The organism is Pseudomonas sp. 9_2_1, from assembly GCF_059295275.1.
This window is the reverse complement of record NZ_CM181239.1, coordinates 3,955,965-3,973,321: the sequence shown is the minus strand read 5'-3', so window position 1 is coordinate 3,973,321 and position 17,357 is coordinate 3,955,965. Positions and strand designations below refer to the sequence as shown.

The 17,357-nt window shown below is 63.7% G+C and carries 14 protein-coding genes and 1 riboswitch; of the genes, 4 read left to right on the top strand and 10 right to left on the bottom strand.

Going from position 1 to position 17,357, the window contains the following annotated elements; genetic code table 11:
• Positions 1-173: 173 nt before the first annotated feature.
• A complete protein-coding gene (locus AC5O5I_RS18005) occupies positions 174-2,300 on the bottom strand; it encodes a TonB-dependent receptor (protein ID WP_494511257.1) in 2,127 nt (708 codons plus the stop codon).
• A gap of 109 nt (positions 2,301-2,409) precedes the next feature.
• A riboswitch (cobalamin riboswitch) is annotated at positions 2,410-2,616 on the bottom strand.
• A gap of 163 nt (positions 2,617-2,779) precedes the next feature.
• Here AC5O5I_RS18005 and AC5O5I_RS18000 point away from each other — a divergent pair.
• Positions 2,780-3,526: a hypothetical protein gene (locus AC5O5I_RS18000; RefSeq protein ID WP_494511256.1), complete on the top strand. Its 747-nt coding sequence runs from the start codon at positions 2,780-2,782 to the stop codon at positions 3,524-3,526.
• A gap of 33 nt (positions 3,527-3,559) precedes the next feature.
• On the opposite strand, the gene AC5O5I_RS17995 is transcribed toward AC5O5I_RS18000, so the two are convergent.
• From AC5O5I_RS17995 to lpxO, 3 genes are all read right to left on the bottom strand, one after another.
• Entirely contained in the window at positions 3,560-4,129 is a 570-nt protein-coding gene (locus AC5O5I_RS17995; RefSeq protein ID WP_494511255.1) for a GNAT family N-acetyltransferase, read from the bottom strand.
• A 78-nt stretch (positions 4,130-4,207) separates the two neighbouring features.
• On the bottom strand, positions 4,208-4,552 hold the full coding sequence (locus tag AC5O5I_RS17990) for a carboxymuconolactone decarboxylase family protein (protein WP_013973174.1): 345 nt from the start codon (positions 4,550-4,552) through the stop codon (positions 4,208-4,210).
• 119 nt (positions 4,553-4,671) lie between these two features.
• The gene (gene lpxO, locus AC5O5I_RS17985; RefSeq protein WP_172220274.1) at positions 4,672-5,571 is read right to left on the bottom strand and encodes a lipid A hydroxylase LpxO; all 900 of its coding nucleotides are present in this window, start codon (positions 5,569-5,571) and stop codon (positions 4,672-4,674) included.
• A gap of 158 nt (positions 5,572-5,729) precedes the next feature.
• Here lpxO and thpR point away from each other — a divergent pair, with 158 nt between their 5' ends.
• The gene (gene thpR, locus AC5O5I_RS17980) at positions 5,730-6,275 is read left to right on the top strand and encodes an RNA 2',3'-cyclic phosphodiesterase (protein WP_172220257.1); all 546 of its coding nucleotides are present in this window, start codon (positions 5,730-5,732) and stop codon (positions 6,273-6,275) included.
• Between the two features lie 6 nt (positions 6,276-6,281).
• Here the strand turns inward: thpR and AC5O5I_RS17975 are convergent, their stop codons facing one another.
• The 6 genes from AC5O5I_RS17975 to AC5O5I_RS17950 all read right to left on the bottom strand — a co-directional run bounded on the left by AC5O5I_RS17975 (position 6,282) and on the right by AC5O5I_RS17950 (position 14,676).
• Positions 6,282-8,714, bottom strand: coding sequence for a TonB-dependent siderophore receptor (locus AC5O5I_RS17975; RefSeq protein ID WP_172286005.1), 2,433 nt, complete (start codon positions 8,712-8,714; stop codon positions 6,282-6,284).
• Positions 8,715-8,807: 93 nt separating this feature from the next.
• On the bottom strand, positions 8,808-9,782 hold the full coding sequence (locus tag AC5O5I_RS17970; protein WP_172220252.1) for a FecR domain-containing protein: 975 nt from the start codon (positions 9,780-9,782) through the stop codon (positions 8,808-8,810).
• On the bottom strand, positions 9,779-10,285 hold the full coding sequence (locus tag AC5O5I_RS17965; RefSeq protein WP_494511254.1) for a sigma-70 family RNA polymerase sigma factor: 507 nt from the start codon (positions 10,283-10,285) through the stop codon (positions 9,779-9,781). Before AC5O5I_RS17965 ends, AC5O5I_RS17970 begins: the two co-directional genes overlap by 4 nt.
• 103 nt (positions 10,286-10,388) lie before the next feature.
• Positions 10,389-11,165 (bottom strand): ParA family protein, encoded by a 777-nt coding sequence (locus AC5O5I_RS17960; protein ID WP_494511253.1) that lies wholly within the window; start codon positions 11,163-11,165, stop codon positions 10,389-10,391.
• A 96-nt stretch (positions 11,166-11,261) separates the two neighbouring features.
• Positions 11,262-14,036 (bottom strand): amino acid adenylation domain-containing protein, encoded by a 2,775-nt coding sequence (locus tag AC5O5I_RS17955; protein WP_494511252.1) that lies wholly within the window; start codon positions 14,034-14,036, stop codon positions 11,262-11,264.
• 157 nt (positions 14,037-14,193) lie between these two features.
• Entirely contained in the window at positions 14,194-14,676 is a 483-nt protein-coding gene (locus AC5O5I_RS17950) for an Lrp/AsnC family transcriptional regulator (RefSeq protein WP_172220241.1), read from the bottom strand.
• 123 nt (positions 14,677-14,799) lie between these two features.
• Between AC5O5I_RS17950 and AC5O5I_RS17945 the strand changes: the two genes are divergently transcribed.
• Complete coding sequence (locus AC5O5I_RS17945) at positions 14,800-15,831, top strand: histone deacetylase family protein (RefSeq protein WP_172220238.1); 1,032 nt, start codon at positions 14,800-14,802, stop codon at positions 15,829-15,831.
• Between the two features lie 87 nt (positions 15,832-15,918).
• Entirely contained in the window at positions 15,919-17,346 is a 1,428-nt protein-coding gene (locus AC5O5I_RS17940) for an amino acid permease (protein WP_172287991.1), read from the top strand.
• Positions 17,347-17,357: the final 11 nt, after the last annotated feature.

Below are 17,357 nucleotides of genomic sequence, written 5' to 3'. Positions count from 1 at the left end.
ATCGCTGGCAAGAATGGATGTCAAATGGAATGTTATCTTATAACTTATTGGGGTTTGATGGGTAGGGGTTTTTGTGTTGCCTGGTGGTTGCCACCAGATATGCAGCGCCTGTCAGCCCTGATGCGATCCCTATGCCAGCCCTGCCCCAAACAAGCCGACCCAGGCAACCCAGTTCAAAACCTATAATCCACCGTCGCAAACCAGGCCCGTGGCATCCCCATCAACCACTGCTCACCACTGAACGCCGACACCACATACTCCCTGTCAAACACGTTGTTCACCTGCAAGCCCAAACGCACATCCGGCAACACCCGCCAGGCGATATTGGCATCGACCACGGTATACCCGGGGGCGCTCTGGGTATTGGCGGTGTCGGCATAACGCTCATCCACGTAGCGCGCACCCACGCCGGCCTCCACCTGCTGGCCAAAGCCTTTGCTCAACCACAGGTTGGCCGTGCGCCGGGGCACGTTTGCCGGCCGGTTGCCCGCGCGGTCCTGGGCTACACCACCCACCGTCTCGTCAAAGTCGTCATACCTGGCGCGCACCAGCGACGCGTTTACCGACACCTGCCACTGATGCGCCAGCGCCAGCTCCAGGGTCGCCTCCAGGCCATCCGAGGTCTGCTGGCCGGCCTGCTGCTTGTCGTGGGTGAGCGGGTCGTCCACCAGCAGCTTGTTCTTGACGATATGGTAGGCCGCCAATGTCCATTCGCCGCGCCTCTCCCAAAAGCGCTGCTTAAGGCCCACTTCGGTCTGCTTCGCTTCGGTCAGGTCGTAGTGCATCTGTGCCGGGCTCAGGCTGATGAGGTTGTCTACCCCGTCCTCGCTGGTGGAATACTGGCCGTACAACGACAGATCCTCCGTCAGCGCAAAAACCAGCCCGGCGCGCCAGTTGCCGCCTTGCAGGCTGCGGTCGCTGCGGCTGTCAGTGCCCAGGTTGTCGCGGTCGATATGGTTCTGGTCACGGCGCACGCCGGTCACCAGCGACAGGCGATCGGTGAGTTGCAGGCGGTTTTCCGCAAACAGCGCGAAGGTGCCGGTGGTGGCGAGCGATTGCGGTCGCAGCGGCGAGGCGCTGTGGAAGTCGCCCGGTTGCGGCTGCCATGGGTCGATGTAGTCGCCGCCCACATCGTCGTACGGCGCATTGCTGTCGATGTTGAAACGGACCTTGTTGTACTCGGCACCCACCACCGTCTTGCTGGCCAGCCCGAACAGGCTGTGATCGAAGGCGAACGTCTGACGGTCGCCGAACTGCTCCTGGTTGTGCTTGATCTCCAGGTAGCTGCCGCGTAGCAGCTGCTGGCGCGCGGCGTCCCAGCTGTACGCCTCGGCATTGCGCCAGTGGCGGCGGCTTTTCATGTAGTACAGCTGGTTGCTGGCGCTGACCTGGTCGCTCAGCGTCCAGTCCGTGGTCAGGCGGGTCCACTCATCGACGTAGTGCTGCTTGTCGTTCTGCACGTTGTAGTTCTTGTAGCGCAGGCTGCTGCGGTAGTGGCCGTCGATCAGCGGCGTGCCGTAGTAATTGGCAGGCTTGGCATCGCCGCGCTCGTGGGCGAGGGTGAAGCTGAGGTCGTCAGTGGCGTCGAAGCGCAACGCGGCGCTGAGCGCCAGGCTGCGCGAGGGGGTGCGGTCAACCCAGCCATTGCCGGCTTGCTGGTTCAGCGTAAGCCGGTAGCTCAGGCGTTCGTCCAGGCTACCGCCACTGTCCAGCCCGAGCTGCTGGCGGTCCCATGAACCGTAACCCAGGCGCAGGTGATTGCGGATGTCGCCGCTGAAGGGCTTTTTCGGGATCACATTGACCACCGCACCGGTTGCACCCTCGCCATACAGCACCGACGCCGGGCCACGCAGCACGTCGATGCGCTCCACCATCCACGGGTCGACCGGGAATGTCTGGGTGCCCGCGCCGGCATACATGCGCGCGCCGTCGAACAGCGTCATCACCGAGCCGTGGCCGGTGAAGCCGCGAGCTGCAAGCCCCGTCCCGCCATCGCCTGGCGAGCCGATGTAGGTAATGCCCGGTGAACGGGTTACCGCATCCTGCACGCTGAGGTTGTTGCGCTGCTGGATCTGCTCGGCGCTGATGCTGCTGGTGCTGGCGGGTGTTTCCAGGGCACTGAGGCCCAGGCGCGACCCGGCCGTCGTCGGGGTGGCGAGGTCGAGGATGCGGTTGTCGAACGTGTCGGTGATGGCCGTTGACGGCAGGGCCAGAGGCTTTGGGTCGAAGTCATCGGCCTGGGCCGGCAGGGCGACGGCCAGGCAGGCCGCCAGGGGGTGAAGCTTGAAGATACGGGACATGTCGTTCCACTGCTGCAGGAATGAATGCATCCCGGTGGAAAACACGCGAAGGCTTGCCGTGCAGGCGAGCGCGCGCACGGATTCCGGCCTGCGCCCGCCCACCGCGGGTTGCCAAACAAGGCTTCAGGCCGGTCTCCGGGCTTGCGAGGGGCATGAAACCTTCACCTTCCCATGCCTGAGCACAGTGGTATCTCGAAGGGTTCGCTCGCTTACCGTTGCGGGGGCAGCGCCGGACTTGTCGTGGGCAACACGACGCACCGGCTTCCCGTTTCACCTTGCGCGCGGCGGCGCAGGGCACCTGAAACTGGCGCGCATATGACCACTGCACAGCACGGTCGTCAACCATCGGGCTGACAGGCAATCGCGTGATGAACGGCAGATTCCTGAATATTTGCTGAAGCTTTTTCGAACTATCGCGCCGCCGGGCGTTTCGGAATGTGGGCTAGCTACCCGTTTACACGTCATGGAGACATAGATGCATGCCTACTCATAACCTGCTCCGCCACACCTGCATCCTGGCCCTGATGGGCACCCCGTTGGCAGCCCATGCCGCACCCAGCACCGACCCTCTGTTCACCGTCGGCATTCTCGGCGCCTACGACGAATTCAAGTTTCAGGGCGGCAGTGAAACCCAGACCGAACACGTTGACGAAGGCGGCATCTTTGCCGCCTTTGGCAACAAGATGACCGCAGAGTCCGGTTTCATTTACCAGCTGGGTGCCGAAGGCAAGTATGCCGAGAAGCACGACAACAAACTCAAGGAGGGGCAGGCAGGGCTGGACCTGGGCTGGCGTGCGGCGGTGGATGCGCGCAACTTCGTCGATGTGATCGTGGGCGGCGGCTACATGTGGTCACGGTTTGAAACCGAGCACCGCAGGATCGAAAGCGAACTCACCTACAAGGCGCCGTTCGCCAAGGCGGCGTTGGGTTACAACCACCAGTTCGATGCGGCCACCTTGCGCGTGGAAGCCGGTGTACGGCGAACCCTCGATGGCCGGGTAAAGCTGAAGGTGGAAGACTTTGGCAGTGACAGTGCGGACATGAAAGACCGCACCAACCCTTATGCCGAGGTGACGCTGCTGATGAACCAGCAAGGCAACCTGCCGATCCAGGCGGGCGTGTACTACACCCGCACCGAATACCGGCTCGACGACGAGACGCTGTTGGCCGACAACACCGAGCTCAAGCGCGACGAGTACGGCTTCAAGATAGGCCTGGCCTTCTGATCCGGCGGCCCTGCAAACGCACCTGCAGGGCCTTTACCGACCGCGCCGCCGCGACACGCGTGCTTCGATGTTCTTGCGCCCGATCAGCAGCTGCGGTTTCTCTGTCACCGGCTCATCGGCCAGCCACTTGTACATCACCAGGCAGTCCACCAGCCCCAGGCGGGCATGGCGATAGGCCTTGGGCAGCCGGCCAACCGTTTCGAAGCCCAGCTTGTGCCACAACGCCACCGCCACCTCGTTGCTGGCCACCACCGAGTTGAACTGCAGGGCCAGAAAGCCTTCCTGGCGTGCCAGCTTCTGCGAATGTTCGCACATCAGGCGTGCCACGCCCCGGCCGCGGGCGCTCTCGCAGACCATGTAGCCGCAATTGCCCACGTGCGCGCCAGGGCCGGCCGCGTTGGCCTTGAGGTAATACGAACCCAGCAGCTCGCCATCCTCCTCTGCCAGCAGCGTGTGCAATGGCAGCTCCAGCCACAATTGGCGGGCCTGTTCGGCGTTCAGGGCGGGGTCGAATGCGTAAGTTTCGCGGGCCTGGACGGTGGCCTGGAAGGTCGGCCAGAAACGTTCGAAGTCTTCCGGCGTCATGGGGCGAATGTGGATCATGCGGGTTCCTGCGCGGGCTGGGCCGCCCAGTCTGGGCGGCGCGGCGCCGTCGCGCAAGGGTGGCGGCGCCGTTTGTGCTCAGCCGTTGGCCTTGCCCACTGCATCCATGGCCCGCGCCGAGTAGACCAGTGCGGCCCCGGCGTTCATCGCCACGGCCACGCCGAGCGCCTCGGCAATTTCCTCGCGGCTGGCGCCATGCTTGACCGCCTGCTGCGAGTGCACGGCGATGCAGCCGTCACAGCGGGTGGTCACGGCCACGGCGAGGGAAATCAGCTCGCGGGTCTTGGCGTCGAGGTGGTTGGTCTTGGCCCCCGCACCACTGGCGGTCATGTAGCCGGCCACGGTGTCGGGGGAGAGTTGCTTGAGATCGCCGATGCCGGCCATCAACTGCTTACGGTAGGCGTCCCAGTCCATCATGCTCATCGTCTTCACCTTGGGGTGGTTGCGAGTGGAGCTTTCAGGCTAGTCGAAGAGTGGCAGGTGTGAGGCTTGTACTTTGGTGGGTGTACGCAGGTCGTAGGCAAAACGGCCTGCGTTGCCGGTCAGATGTAGATGAACACCAGCAGCAGCGCGGCGACCACTGCCCACTTTTCCAGGTAGTAGCGTGTGCGGTTGCGCTTTTTCATCGCCTTGCCGCGCTCACGGATCTTGTAGATGCGGGTAAACAGCCGGTTGATGCCGCCGGTCTTGTCGCCGGCACCGTTGGGCGCTGCCGCGGCGGCCATGACCTTGCGGCTGAACCAGCGGTTGAACGCCGTGGCCCAGCGGTACTTGAGCGGGCGTTCGACGTCGCAGAACAGGATGATGCGATTGTGTTCGGTGTTGTTGGCCGCGTAGTGGATATAGGTCTCGTCAAAGATCACCCCCTCGCCATCGCGCCAGGAGTACTTCTCGCCGTCAACGTCGATATAGCAGCCATCGTCGTTCGGCGTGTCCAGGCCCAGGTGGTAGCGGTACGAGCCGGCGTACGGGTCACGGTGGCGCACCAGCTTGGCGCCTGGCGGCAAGGTGGCGAACATGGCGGCCTTGACCGTGCCGATGCCTTGCAGCAATTCGGTGGTACGCGGGCACAGGGCCATTGCCGACGGGTGGCTTTCGCCATACCACTTCAGGTAGAAGCGCTTCCAGCCAGTCTTGAAGAACGAGTTGAAACCGACGTCGTCGTAATTGTCGGACTTCTTGATTGCGCCCACGTGCAGCAGCTGGCGGCCCTCCTCGCGGATTTCCTGCCAGTGGTCCTGCAGCGGCTTCAGTTCGGGAAAGGCTTCGACCGGCAGGTAAGGCTTGGCCGGGTGCCTGGAAAACAGGTAAAGGAAGGCGTTGACCGGCGCCAGGAAGCTGGAGTGGTCACCCAGTTGGCGGGTCAGCTTGTGACGCACCCGGCCGCGCAGGTGAACATAGGCGATCGAGAAAACGAAGATAAGTACGAGTGCAATTTTCATGGACGTTTACTTGTCGAAAAATGGCCATGCGCCATGGCATAAGCCCGCCAGCATAAACAATCATGGGGGCAGTTTGTACTTATTGTTACGAAAGTGCGGGGCGACTTAGGTGTAATGCCCTACAGTCTTGCGCAAACGATTCATGTACGGGAGTTCACATGGTTCAGGATGTCCGCCCCAGCGGCGCCCCCTTCAAGCGGCTGTTTTTTGCCTTGCCGGTCAGTGATGCCCAGCGCCGTGCGCTGGCCGACTGGCGGCGCAGCCTGGGCATGCGCAGCGGCAAGCCGGTAGCGGCCGCCAATTTCCACGTGACCCTGCTGTTTCTCGGCGATGTGGATGCCGCCCAGGTGCCAGCGATATGCGCTGCGGTCGACCAGTTGGCGCTGCCGGCCAAGCCCCCCCGTCTGCTGCTCGACCGTTTGCAGGTGTGGCAGCGGGCCAGCGCCCTGGTGCTGGAGGCGCAGCAGGTACCACCGGCCCTGCTGCAACTGGTCTACGCCCTGCAGCAGGCCTTGCTACCGTTGGGCGTGCAACCGGCCAGCCGTGAATACCGCCCGCACCTCACGCTTTCCCGGGACTACCACGGCCAGCCGCCAGAGGCTGCTAGCGCGCCGGAGTTCTACCTCGCGGCCCGCCATTTCACCCTGTACGAGTCGCGCAAGGGCGCGTACTGGCCGCTGGCGCAATGGCCGCTGTCGGACTGAACCCGGTCAGAGTTCCGGGGTGTACTTCACCGTCAGCAGGAAGTTGCGCGGCTCGCCCCAATTGTTGCTGCCATTAAGCTGGTTGAACCCGGCAACCCAGTACTTCTTGTCAAACAGGTTGTTGGCGTTGACGGCAACGTTCACTTCCGGGGTCAGCTGATAGGCCAGCCGCGCGCTCCATACGGTATACCCGGGCACGGTATAGGTGCGCTCGTAGCCCAGGGTGTGGCTCTGGGTGGTGAAACCAAGGCCGGTGCTCCAGCGCTGGCCGTCCAGCGGCAGGGTGTAGTCGGCCCAGGCGCGCAGCATGTGCTTGGGTGTCCACTGGCTGAACGTGCGGCCTTCGTTCTCCGGGTCATCGAGGAACTTGGTGGTGTTGTAGGTGTAACCGGCAAACAGTTGCAGGCCGCTCAGCACTTCGCCGCTGATCTCGGCCTCGACGCCCTGGCTGCGCACCTTGCCGGCAGCGGTGGAGCAGTACCAGTCATCGCAGGCGAAGCCCGACGCCACATCGGTGACCGCGCGGTTTTCCTGGTCATAACGGAACAGCGCCAGCGACGCATTGACCCGGCCATCGAGCAGCTCGCCTTTCAGGCCTGTTTCATAGTTGCTACCGATTACCGGTTTGAGTGGCGTATTGCCCACGGCGCGTTCGGTCTGCGGGACGAACACGTCGGTGTAGCTGGCGTACCAAGCCCATTCGCGCGTCAGGTCATAAACGAACCCGGCATACGGCGTGACTTGCCCCGATTCGGTCATGCGGCTGGTCGGGTAACGGGTACCTGGGTCGCTCAGGCTGTCGAAGTCGATCGAGTCCCAGCGGTAGTCGAACCAGCTCACGCGCGAGCCCAGAATCAACGTCAGGTCCTGGGTCGGTTTGACGCGCCAGGCGCCATACAGGCCTTTCTGGCGAATGTCGTAGCTGGCCCGGTTGGAACGTGCAAGGTCGCCGTCGAAGACGCTGTCCCGGCTGGGCTCGGGGCGGTCATGATCGATATCGAAGATGTTGCCGCCGGCGTCGAAGTTGCGCCAGTAGGCGTCGTCCGAGGTCAGTTTGGCGTAGTTGCCGCCCACGGTGATCTCATGGGCCAGGGGGCCAGTGTCGAAGTGGCCGACCACGTTCATGTCCAGGCCCAGCTTGGTCGAGTGAAAATCGGTGAGCCAGTCGGCGTAGGTGATGCCGCTGCCATCTGCTGCAACGCCTTGGCCGGTGCTTTGCACGCGCTGGTGGGTGGACGTGTTGGTTTCATCCATGCGCACGGCAGCAGCCTTGAAGGCCCAGTCATCGTTGAAGCGGTGTTCGAGGTCCAGGTAGTAGGTGGTGACGTCGTTTTCTGCACGGCTCCAGCGGGCCCCGGTATAAGTCGACCGAGGCAGGTCAACCGCCTTGCCACTGGCGTAGCGTGGAATGCCGCGCAGCATCGGCCTGGACTGCTGGCGGCTGTAACTGATACCGCCGCCTACGGTGGTTGCGTCGCTGAGGTCGATGTCCAGTGCCCCATACAGCGAATGGTTCTTGCTCCAGACATAATCGATGAAGCTGTCGCTCTGGTCTTCGTCCGCGACAACCCGTCCGCGCACCCGGCCATCGCTGGTCAGCGGGCCGCCGGCATCCACTTGCAGGCCGTAGTGGTCCCAGGAGCCGGCTTTACCCGTCAGCGTAACTGTCGGCGCCGCCTGGCCACGCTTGCGCACCAGGTTGATCGCGCCGCCCGGGCTGCCGGTGCCTTGCAGCAGGCCGGAGGCACCGCGTAACACTTCGACGCGGTCGAAAAACACCAGGTCTTGCGTCGCCCAGTTGCCCAGCGAGTAGTTGTTGCGCTGGATCGGCACGCCATCGTACTGCCAGTCATCGATCTGGAAACCGCGCGAGGTCACCACCACGCCAGGGCCGATGCCTTGTGCGCCGACGATGCCGGTGGTGTGGTTGAGCGCGTCCTGCAGGTCGGTGATGCCCTGGTCGTCCAGTTGCTTGCGGGTGATGACGGTGACGGACTGGGGGATTTCCTTGAGGGTATGGGTGCCTTTGCCGAGGGTGACGGCGCGGGCGGCATACGAGCCGCTGCCCTCGCTGGTGGCATTCAGGTAATTGTCGGTGATGCTGGTGCTGCCCAGCTCCATGACATCGCCCCCCAGGCTGGCGGGCGCCACACTGAAATGCCCGTCGGCGGACACCCGCAACGCCAGGCCACTGCCGGCCAGGGCAGCTTGCATCGCCTGTTCGGCGCTCATCTGGCCGACCACGGCAGGCGCCTGCTTGCCGCGCACCAGCCCAGGCTCCAGGGCGATGATGTGGCCGCTTTGGCTGGCAATCCGGTTGAGCGTATGCGCCAGGCTGGCGGCTGGCAGGTCGAACGCCAGGGTTTGCGCCTGGGCGAGCACGTTGAAGCTGGTCACGGCGGCGACGAGGGGCAGGGCGCGGGGCCAAGGGTTGTACACGGATTACTCCCGAATGAGATGGCTGTCAGGAGGTATGTGGGACGAGCGCGGAAAACTTGCCAGAAATGCGAATGATTTTTACAAATATTTGCATCAGGCGGTTTTCAGGTCGATCAGCATCAGCCACGGGCCGAAGTGCTCGACCTTGATTGGCAGCGCTTCGGCCAACGCCGCCAATGCCTGCAGGGGCTGATCCAGCGCAAATACGCCCTGTACCCGCAGATCTCGCGCTGCCGGGGCCAGCCGGATGTAGCCACGCTGGTAGGGGCGCAACGCGTCGATCACGCTATGCAACGGCTGGTCGAGTACCTCAAGCCGACCCTCCAGCCAGGCAGCGCGCTGCTGCTGTTCGTCGGTCAGGCGCTCGATGTGGTGACCCTGCAGCAGGGCTGCCTGACCCTGCTGCAACTCGGTTGACTGGCCATCGACCAGGCTGACGCGGACACTGTGCTGCAGCACCACCACCCGGGTGGCGGCATCTTCCTGGCTGACCAGAAAGCGCGTCCCCAGCGCCTGCACCTGCCCCTGCGCCGTGCGCACCCGCAGCGGCCGCTGCCGGTCGCGCGCGACCTGGATCTGCAGCTCGCCGTGACGCAACACCAGCAGCCGTTGCCCGGCATCGAACTGCACGTCGACTGCGCTGGCGCTGTTCAGGCTCAGGCGGCTGCCATCGGAGAGGGTAAAGCTGCGCCGTTCGCCGCGGGCAGTATGCAGGTCGGCCAGCCAGCCCTGCGCCGTGTCGCTGCGCCAGCCGCCCCACAGGGCAGAGCCAAACAGGCCCAGGCTGGCCATGGCTCCGAGTACCTCACGCCGCGACCGGGTCGGCTGCAACAGCAAGCGGCGCGCCTCTGCGGCCTGGCCGGGGGCCCGTTGGTTGAGCCCGTGCAAGGCGGCTAGCGGCTGGCCAAGGCGCTGTTCCAGGCGGTTCCAGGCTTGTTGGTGAGCCGGGTCCTGCTGCAGCCACTGCCTGACGCGCTGCAGCAGGGCGTCGTCAGGCGTGGCGGCCCTGAGTGCAACCATCCAGTCGATGGCCTGCTCGCCGACGCGGTCCAGGGCGGGTCGGCTCATGGCTGCATCTCGCTCAGGTAGCATTGGCGCAACGCCTGCTTCATGTAGCGACTCACAGAGCGTTCGCTGATCTGCAGTTTGACGGCGATGTCGGCGTAGTTCATGCCGTCGAGCTGGCTATAAAGGAAGGTGGCCTTGACCACCGCTGGCAAACCGTCCAGTACCTGGTCGATGGTCACCAGAGCCTCGATCAACAGCAGTTGTTCCTCGACCGAGGGCGCTACCGCTTCAGGCAGCCGTGCCAGGTGCTCGAGGTAGGCTTGCTCGAGCTGGCGGCGGCGATGGCGGTCGAAGATCAACCGGCGGGCGATGACGGTGAGGTAGGCACGCGGTTGCTGGATGCTGTCCGGGTCGACCCGTGCCCCGAGCATCTGGCAGAACGTTTCGGCAGCGGTGTCCTCGGCGTCGGCGTGGTTGCGCAGGCGTTTGTGGATGTGCTGCAGCAACCAGCGATGGTGGTCGCTGAAGAAAAAGCCCAGTTTTCGGGTCGAGGTGCTGTCCAACGCCTGGCATCCGGTTGTGAGTGTGAATCGTTCTCAATGGTAGCCGGGTCGTCTGTTTTCCCGCAATGGGGTGATCTGCATATCCCTGGTCGCTCAGCTGCTGTCAGGCCGCGCGCTCCAGCGCATCCAGCAGGTCGACAAACTCCAGCGCCAGCTTGTGCCGGGGCGCCAGGTGCACCAGGGGGACCGAGGCCTGGTGTGATTCACGCATCTTGATCGAGCTGCTCAGGTACACCGGCAGTACCGGCAGGCCTTCGCTGCGCAACTGCTCGATCAGGGTCTGGTGCAGCGCGGTGCGCCCGGCAAACTGGTTGACCACCACGCCCTCGACCTGCAAGGCCGGGTTATGGTCCTGGCGCAGCTCCTCGACCTCGGCCATGACGCTGTGCAAGGCCTGGCGCGAGAAGCTGTAACAGTCGAACGGAATCAGCAGGCGCTCGGCTGCCACCAGGGCGCTGAAGGTGTAGAAATTGAGCGCGGGCGGGGTGTCGATGTAGATCCGCTCGTAGTCCTCGCCCAGCTCAACCAGCAGCTTGCGCAGCTTGTTGATCTTGAACTTGCTCTCCAGCTTGCTCTGCAGGTCGCTGAGGTCGGGGCTGGCGGTGACCAGGTGCAGGTTGCTGTAGCGGGTTTCGGTAATTGCCACGCGGTGCTTCTTGCCGGCGGCGGTGACCGGCGACAAGGTCTGGCGGAAGAAGTCGGCGATGCCGGCAGGGATGGCGTCATTGACCAGGCCGGTCAGGTAGTAGGTGGCATTGGCCTGCGGGTCGAGGTCGACCAGCAGGGTGCGGTAGCCCTCGGCGGCACTGGCGGCGGCGAGGTTGCAGGCGATACTGGATTTGCCCACGCCACCCTTCTGATTGAAAACCACACGACGCATGAGACGTTCTTCCATGAAATGAAAATGTCAGGTTGGGGTCAATCCTATGACGGCAACACGACAGTTTTATGACAAGGTTTGTTACAACCCGCCTTTTCAGCGTACTTCAGGCTTTACAATCACGGCTCCTGTGCCGGCGGCCTGCTTGCGCGTGCTCCAGCGCGTCAGCAGCCGGCGCGTCAGGGCATTCCAGCAGTAGCTCACCAGCACCCCGCCGGTGACGGCCAAGGCCACCTCGAACAGCGGATGATGGTAGAAGCGGTTTGCCAGCGACTGGAACTGGAAATGCGTCAGGTAGATATACAAGGTTGAAGAGGCGATCGCGGCGCCGGCCCTTGCCACCAGCGCGGGCACCGGCACCGAGCGGAACCAGATAAGCGCCAGCATCGCTGGCAGGGCGATGTCGACATATAGGGTGAAGGCCTCCCAGCCCACGCCGGCAATCGCCATCAGGTCAAGCTCGCCGACCACCAGCACGGCAACCGCGCTGGCCACCCATTTGCGCGCGGTGGTGGTGGCATGGTGCACGGCCATGCCCAGCAGCATCACTGCCAGGAAGTGTTGCGGTACCCGATTGAGCAAGGCGCTGGCGTCGAACACGAAACGGTTCAGCAGGACATCCAGCGCCACCATGGCGCAGCTGGCAATGATCAGGCAACGGAACGGGTCGGCAGCGAGAACCTGGCGCACCCGCCTGATCGACAGCAGCAGGCCGATCACCAGGAGCATCTGCACCAGTACTTCGATGTACCAGTAGTTGAACAGGCTGACCTCGCTGGCCGGAAACCAGTTGGACACCAGCAGCAGTGATTGCCAGTGCAGCCGGTCGAACAGCAGCTGCACCAGGGCGGTGTACAACAGGGTCGGCACCACGATGGCCGCCAGCGACGGCAGCAGTGTGCGCGCATCGCCACGCGTTTCGATGGCCTGCAACTGAAACCGGGCCAGGCTGATGCCGGAGACCAGGAACAGCACCGAGGTTTCGCCAACGATCAGCCAGTGGTCGAATTCGCTCATGTGCCCGACCACAATCAGCAGGATGGCGAGCATGCGCACGAATACCGGCATTTCCATCACCCGCCATGCGCCCTTGGCTGGCGCACTCAGTTCGGCCAGCTGGTTCACCGGCAGGGTTTCCCAGCGCTCCGGCAGGTGGCCGATCAGCTCCTCCAGCACCCGTGAGGCCTGCACGAACGACAGCGAATCGCCGCCCAGCTCGACAAAGCTCAACCTGGTGTCCAGGTGCGCCACCTGAAGGATCCGCGCCCAGGCTGTGCTGAGCTTCTCGGCGACCGGCGACAAGGGTTGCTCGGCGCTTTGCGCGAATGGCACCGGCAGGGCGCGTTTGTCGACCTTGCCGTTGGGGGTGAGGGGGATGGCAGGCAGGAATACGAACAGTGCCGGCACCATGTAGTCCGGCAACTGGCCGCTCAGCGCCCGGCGCAGCTTTTCAGCTGTAACAGGCGATGTCGCCACGCAATAGGCCACCAGCCGGGTCGCCGCACTGTCGTGGTTGGCCACTACCACGCATTGGCTGATGTGCGGGTGACGGCCGATGGCGTTCTCGATTTCCGCCAGTTCGATGCGATGGCCGCGGATCTTTACCTGGGTGTCTGCGCGCCCCAGGAAGCTGGCGCTGCCATCGGCCAGGTAGGTGCCCAGGTCGCCGGTGCGATAACAGCGGTCGTCCGGGTTGTCGGTGAACGGGTTGGCAATGAACTTGGCTGCGGTCAACTCCGGGTCGCCCCAGTAGCCATGCGACAGGTAAGGGCTGCGGATCAGGATTTCACCGGTTTCACCCTCGCTGGCCAGTTGCTGGGCCGGGTTGACGATCAGCAACTGGGCATCGGCGATGCCTTTGCCCAAGGGCACCTTGGCAATGTCGGTGGCCGGATCGAGCCTGTGGAAGGCCATTGCTTGCGGTGTTTCGGTGGTGCCATAGAAGTTGACGTTGCTGGCATTCGGCCCGATGGCGCGGACTTGCCGGTACAGCGCCGGGCTGAGCGCATCGCCACCCCAGAACAGCCAACGCAGTTGCTCGAACACCAGGCCATTGAGCCGCGCACCGGTTTCGATCAGCTTGCCCAGCGGCGGGGTCAGGTGGATAACGCTTACGCCGTGCCGGTGAATCCAGCTGGCCAGTTGCGAAGGGTCGGTCAGGGTCGGCTGGGTAGGGCAGGCGATGGTCGCGCCAATCGAAAGGGGCGTGAACACATCGCGGTAGACCGGGTCGTGGCCCAGGCCGGAGAGCAACGAGAAGGTGTCGGCCGGGGTAAAACCGTGCTGGCGTACATGCCAATCGATGAAGTGCACCAGCGGCGCGTGATGGGTGACGATACCCTTGGGCTCGCCGGTGCTGCCCGAAGTAAAGGTGATGTATGCCGGCTGCTCGGGCTCTATCGGCGGCAGCGGGGCTTGCTGGCAGGGGAACGCCTGCAGTGCCTCGGCAGGCCCTTCTGGCACTGCAACGGCAAGGGGGTGGTCGGCGTCGATTGTAGCGTCACCACAACCCAGCACCACGGCCGGCGTCAGGGTGCGGACGATCTGCTGTATGCGCGCGGCGGGGTAGGCGGCATCTGCCACGCTGAACGCCAGCCCGGCGCGCAGGCAGCCGAGCATGGCATAAATCAGGGCGGGGCTGCGGCTGGAGACGATGAGCACACGATCGGCGCTGCTGGCCGCGGTTGCCAGCAGAAAGGCGGCAATGCCCCGGCTGACCTGCTCCAGCTGGGCGTAGCTGCAGGTGGTGTGCTGGGCAATGATGGCGGTGGCATCCGGGCAGCGGCTCGCCTGCTTTAGAAAAGCGTGGAAAATCGGCTGCTCGGCACGGTACTCCAGGCACAGCGTCGGGTTCGGGCGCAGGTCCGGCATGATGGGTGAAGGCTCCGCATGAACGTAGGGGCTGGCTGGTAGCACAACGCTAGTGCAGGGTCGCCGATGGCGCCAATGGCAGTGACCGCCTTGCGATAGCCGGGGGCGCTGTGCCCCTTTCGCGACGCAAGGCCGCTCCAACATCAGCGTCAGCCTTTCAGGGTACGGGTATCCGCGACACCGCCTTCACTTCGCGCAGGGCCAGGCTCGACTGAATCGAGGCGATGCCCGGCTGGCGGCGCAACACGTCCTCGACAAATCGGCCATAGCTCTCCAGGTCACTTGCCAGCACCGTCAGCACATAGTCGGCCTCACCAGTCACCTTGTGGCACGAGAGCACCTGCGGCAGCTTGAGGATCACCTGCTCGAATTCGTCCGGCGCCTCGGCCGAGTGGTTGCCAAAGCGCACCTGGGCAAACGCCATCACGTCGTAGCCCAGCTTGCGGCGGTCGAGATTGGCCTGGTAGTCCTTGATGATGCCCAGCTCTTCCAGCCGCTTGCGCCGGCGCCAGCAAGGCGTCACGGTCATCGACAGGCGCTCGCCCAAGGCCGCGCTGGACAGGGTGCCGTCTTCCTGCAACAGGCGCAGCAGTTCGCGGTCGGTCTCGTCCAGCTGTTCGATAGCAAAGGCTTTGCTCATGAATGCACAATCCAGTGAATGTTTTGCTCAAGCATCCGGTTTGGCTGAGCATAAAGCAAAGCATTTTCAGCACTCTCTCGCGAAAATTGGTTATCCGCCAACACCTTGGAAAAGGACATTCGCGTGCTCACTGTCTTCAGCAACAACCACCGCTTGCACCATGGCTCGGAACTCAAGGACGGGGCGATCACACCCTCGTTCGAAAACCCCCGGCGAGCCGACACCGTGCTCGCGCGGGTGCAAAGCAGCGGCCTGGGCGATGTGATTGCCGAACAGGCCTTCGACCGCGCCTGTTATGTGGCAGCGCACAGCGAGCGCTATGTAAGCTTTGTGGAAAACGCCTGGAGCGAATGGGCCGCCACCGGCAAGACCCACGATGCCCTGCCGTTGGTGTGGCCGGTACGTGACCTGGCCATTGACCGCGAGCCGGGCTTCATCGACGGCAAGCTGGGCTTCTACGCCATGGACGCCGGGGCGCCGATCACCTCTGGCACCTGGGAGGCGGTGCGCAGCAGCGCCAACGTCGCCCTGACCGGCATGCAACGCATCCTCGACGGCGCCGACAGTGCGTTTGCCCTGTGCCGCCCGCCGGGGCACCATGCCGCCCGCGAATACATGGGGGGTTACTGCTACCTGAACAACGCCGCCATCGCCGCCGAGCGCTGCCTGGGCCAGGGCGCCAAGCGCGTTGCCGTGCTGGATGTGGACTTCCACCACGGCAACGGCACGCAGAACATCTTCTACGATCGCCCTGATGTGTTCTTCGCCTCCCTGCATGGCGACCCGCATGTTTCCTACCCGTACTTCTCCGGCTATGCCCATGAGCGCGGCGCGGGCGCGGGTGAAGGTTTCAACGCCAACTACCCGCTGGGCAAAGGCACGGTCTGGGCGCAGTACCAGCCAGCCCTGCAGGACGCACTCAAGCGCATCGTCGCGCACCAGCCCGAATTCCTGGTGGTGTCGCTGGGTGTCGACACCTTCGAGGACGACCCGATCAGCCACTTCAAGCTCACCAGCGAAGACTTCCTGCGCATGGGCGCCGAAATCGCCAGCGCCGGTATCCCGACCCTGTTCGTGATGGAAGGCGGCTACATGGTCGATGAAATCGGCATCAATGCCGTGAACACCCTGCAAGGTTTCGAAGCCGCACGCTGACCCGCGCCACACACCGTGGCCAGGCCTTACATGGGCCTGGCCCGGCGCACCACGACTAGCCAGACCAACAATAACAAGAGGTCGCCCATGCAAGACATGTCCGCAAGCCTTGAGCAAAGCAAACCGGCAGAGCCCGCCCGTGACGGGCACCTGCAACGCACGCTGGAAAACCGCCATATCCAGCTGATTTCCATCGGTGGCGCCATCGGCACCGGCCTGTTCATGGGCTCGGGCAAGGTGATAGCGCTGTCCGGCACCTCGATCCTGCTGGTGTATGCCATTCTCGGGTTCTTTGTGTTTTTCGTCATGCGCGCCATGGGCGAACTGCTGTTGTCCGATCTGCGCTTCAAGTCGTTCGCCGACATCGTCGCCCATTACCTGGGCCCGCGTGCCGGCTTTGTGCTGAGCTGGTCGTACTGGCTGAGCTGGAGCGTGGCGGTGGTGGGCGACGTGGTGGTGGTCGCCGGGTTTTTCCAGTACTGGTACCCCGATGCACCGGCCTGGCTGCCGGCGTTCTTCACCCTGTTCGTGTTGCTGGGGCTGAACATGCTGGCGGTGCGCATTTTTGGCGAGGTGGAGTTCTGGTTCGGCATCATCAAGATCGTCGCCATCGTCCTGCTGATCATCACGGCGGCGGTGATGATCGCCACCTCCTATACCTCGCCCAATGGCGTAGTCGCCTCGCTGTCCAACGTGGTTGCGCCCGGTGCGGTGCTGCCGCATGGCATCAGCGGCTTCTTTGCCGGTTTCCAGATTGCCGTGTTCTCCTTTGCTGGCACCGAGTTGATCGGCACCACTGCCGCAGAAGCGAAAAACCCGCATCGCTCGCTGCCCAAGGCCATCAACACCATTCCCCTGCGTATCCTGTTGTTCTACATCCTGGCGCTGGTATGCATCATCAGCGTGGTGTCCTGGGCCGAAGTGCCGGCCAACCGCAGCCCGTTCGTGGAACTGTTCCTGCTGGCCGGCTTCCCGGCAGCGGCTGGCATGATCAACTTCGTGGTGCTGACGTCGGCGGCCTCGTCGGCCAACAGCGGGGTGTATTCGGGTTGCCGGATGCTGTTCGGGCTGGCGGAGCGGCGTAACGCACCGGCCATCTTCGCCCGGCTGTCGAGGCTCAGCGTACCGCTGTACAGCCTGCTGTTTTCGGGAGTGTGCATGCTGATCGGGTTGAGCCTCTTGTTCATCATTCCCGAAGTGATGACCGTGTTCACCTTGATATCGACCGTTTCGGCGATTCTGGTGATTTTTACCTGGTCGATGATCCTGGCAGCTTACATTGCCTACCGCAAACGCAACCCGGCTGCGCACCAGGCCTCGTTGTTCAAGCTGCCGGGCGGGGTGCCGATGGCGGTGACTACCCTGGGCTTCCTCGGCTTTGTGCTGGTGTTGCTGGCGCTGCAGCCGGATACCCGGCTGGCGTTGTGCGTGATGCCGTTGTGGTTTGTGTTTCTGCTGCTGGCTTACCGGCGGCGTACACCTGTCAGCCCTGATGCAATTCACCAAAAATCATGAAATCCCCCAAA

Excerpts from the sequence above, each read along its gene's own strand:
- thpR (WP_172220257.1), top strand. The coding sequence starts at position 5,730 with ATGGTTCAGGATGTCCGCCCCAGCGGCGCCCCCTTCAAGCGGCTGTTT.
- AC5O5I_RS17950 (WP_172220241.1), bottom strand. The coding sequence starts at position 14,676 with ATGAGCAAAGCCTTTGCTATCGAACAGCTGGACGAGACCGACCGCGAA.
- AC5O5I_RS17995 (WP_494511255.1), bottom strand. The coding sequence starts at position 4,129 with ATGATCCACATTCGCCCCATGACGCCGGAAGACTTCGAACGTTTCTGG.
- AC5O5I_RS17970 (WP_172220252.1), bottom strand. The coding sequence starts at position 9,782 with ATGAGCCGACCCGCCCTGGACCGCGTCGGCGAGCAGGCCATCGACTGG.
- lpxO (WP_172220274.1), bottom strand. The coding sequence starts at position 5,571 with ATGAAAATTGCACTCGTACTTATCTTCGTTTTCTCGATCGCCTATGTT.
- AC5O5I_RS18000 (WP_494511256.1), top strand. The coding sequence starts at position 2,780 with ATGCCTACTCATAACCTGCTCCGCCACACCTGCATCCTGGCCCTGATG.
- AC5O5I_RS17960 (WP_494511253.1), bottom strand. The coding sequence starts at position 11,165 with ATGCGTCGTGTGGTTTTCAATCAGAAGGGTGGCGTGGGCAAATCCAGT.
- AC5O5I_RS18005 (WP_494511257.1), bottom strand. The coding sequence starts at position 2,300 with ATGTCCCGTATCTTCAAGCTTCACCCCCTGGCGGCCTGCCTGGCCGTC.
- AC5O5I_RS17940 (WP_172287991.1), top strand. The coding sequence starts at position 15,919 with ATGCAAGACATGTCCGCAAGCCTTGAGCAAAGCAAACCGGCAGAGCCC.
- AC5O5I_RS17955 (WP_494511252.1), bottom strand. The coding sequence starts at position 14,036 with ATGCCGGACCTGCGCCCGAACCCGACGCTGTGCCTGGAGTACCGTGCC.
- AC5O5I_RS17990 (WP_013973174.1), bottom strand. The coding sequence starts at position 4,552 with ATGAGCATGATGGACTGGGACGCCTACCGTAAGCAGTTGATGGCCGGC.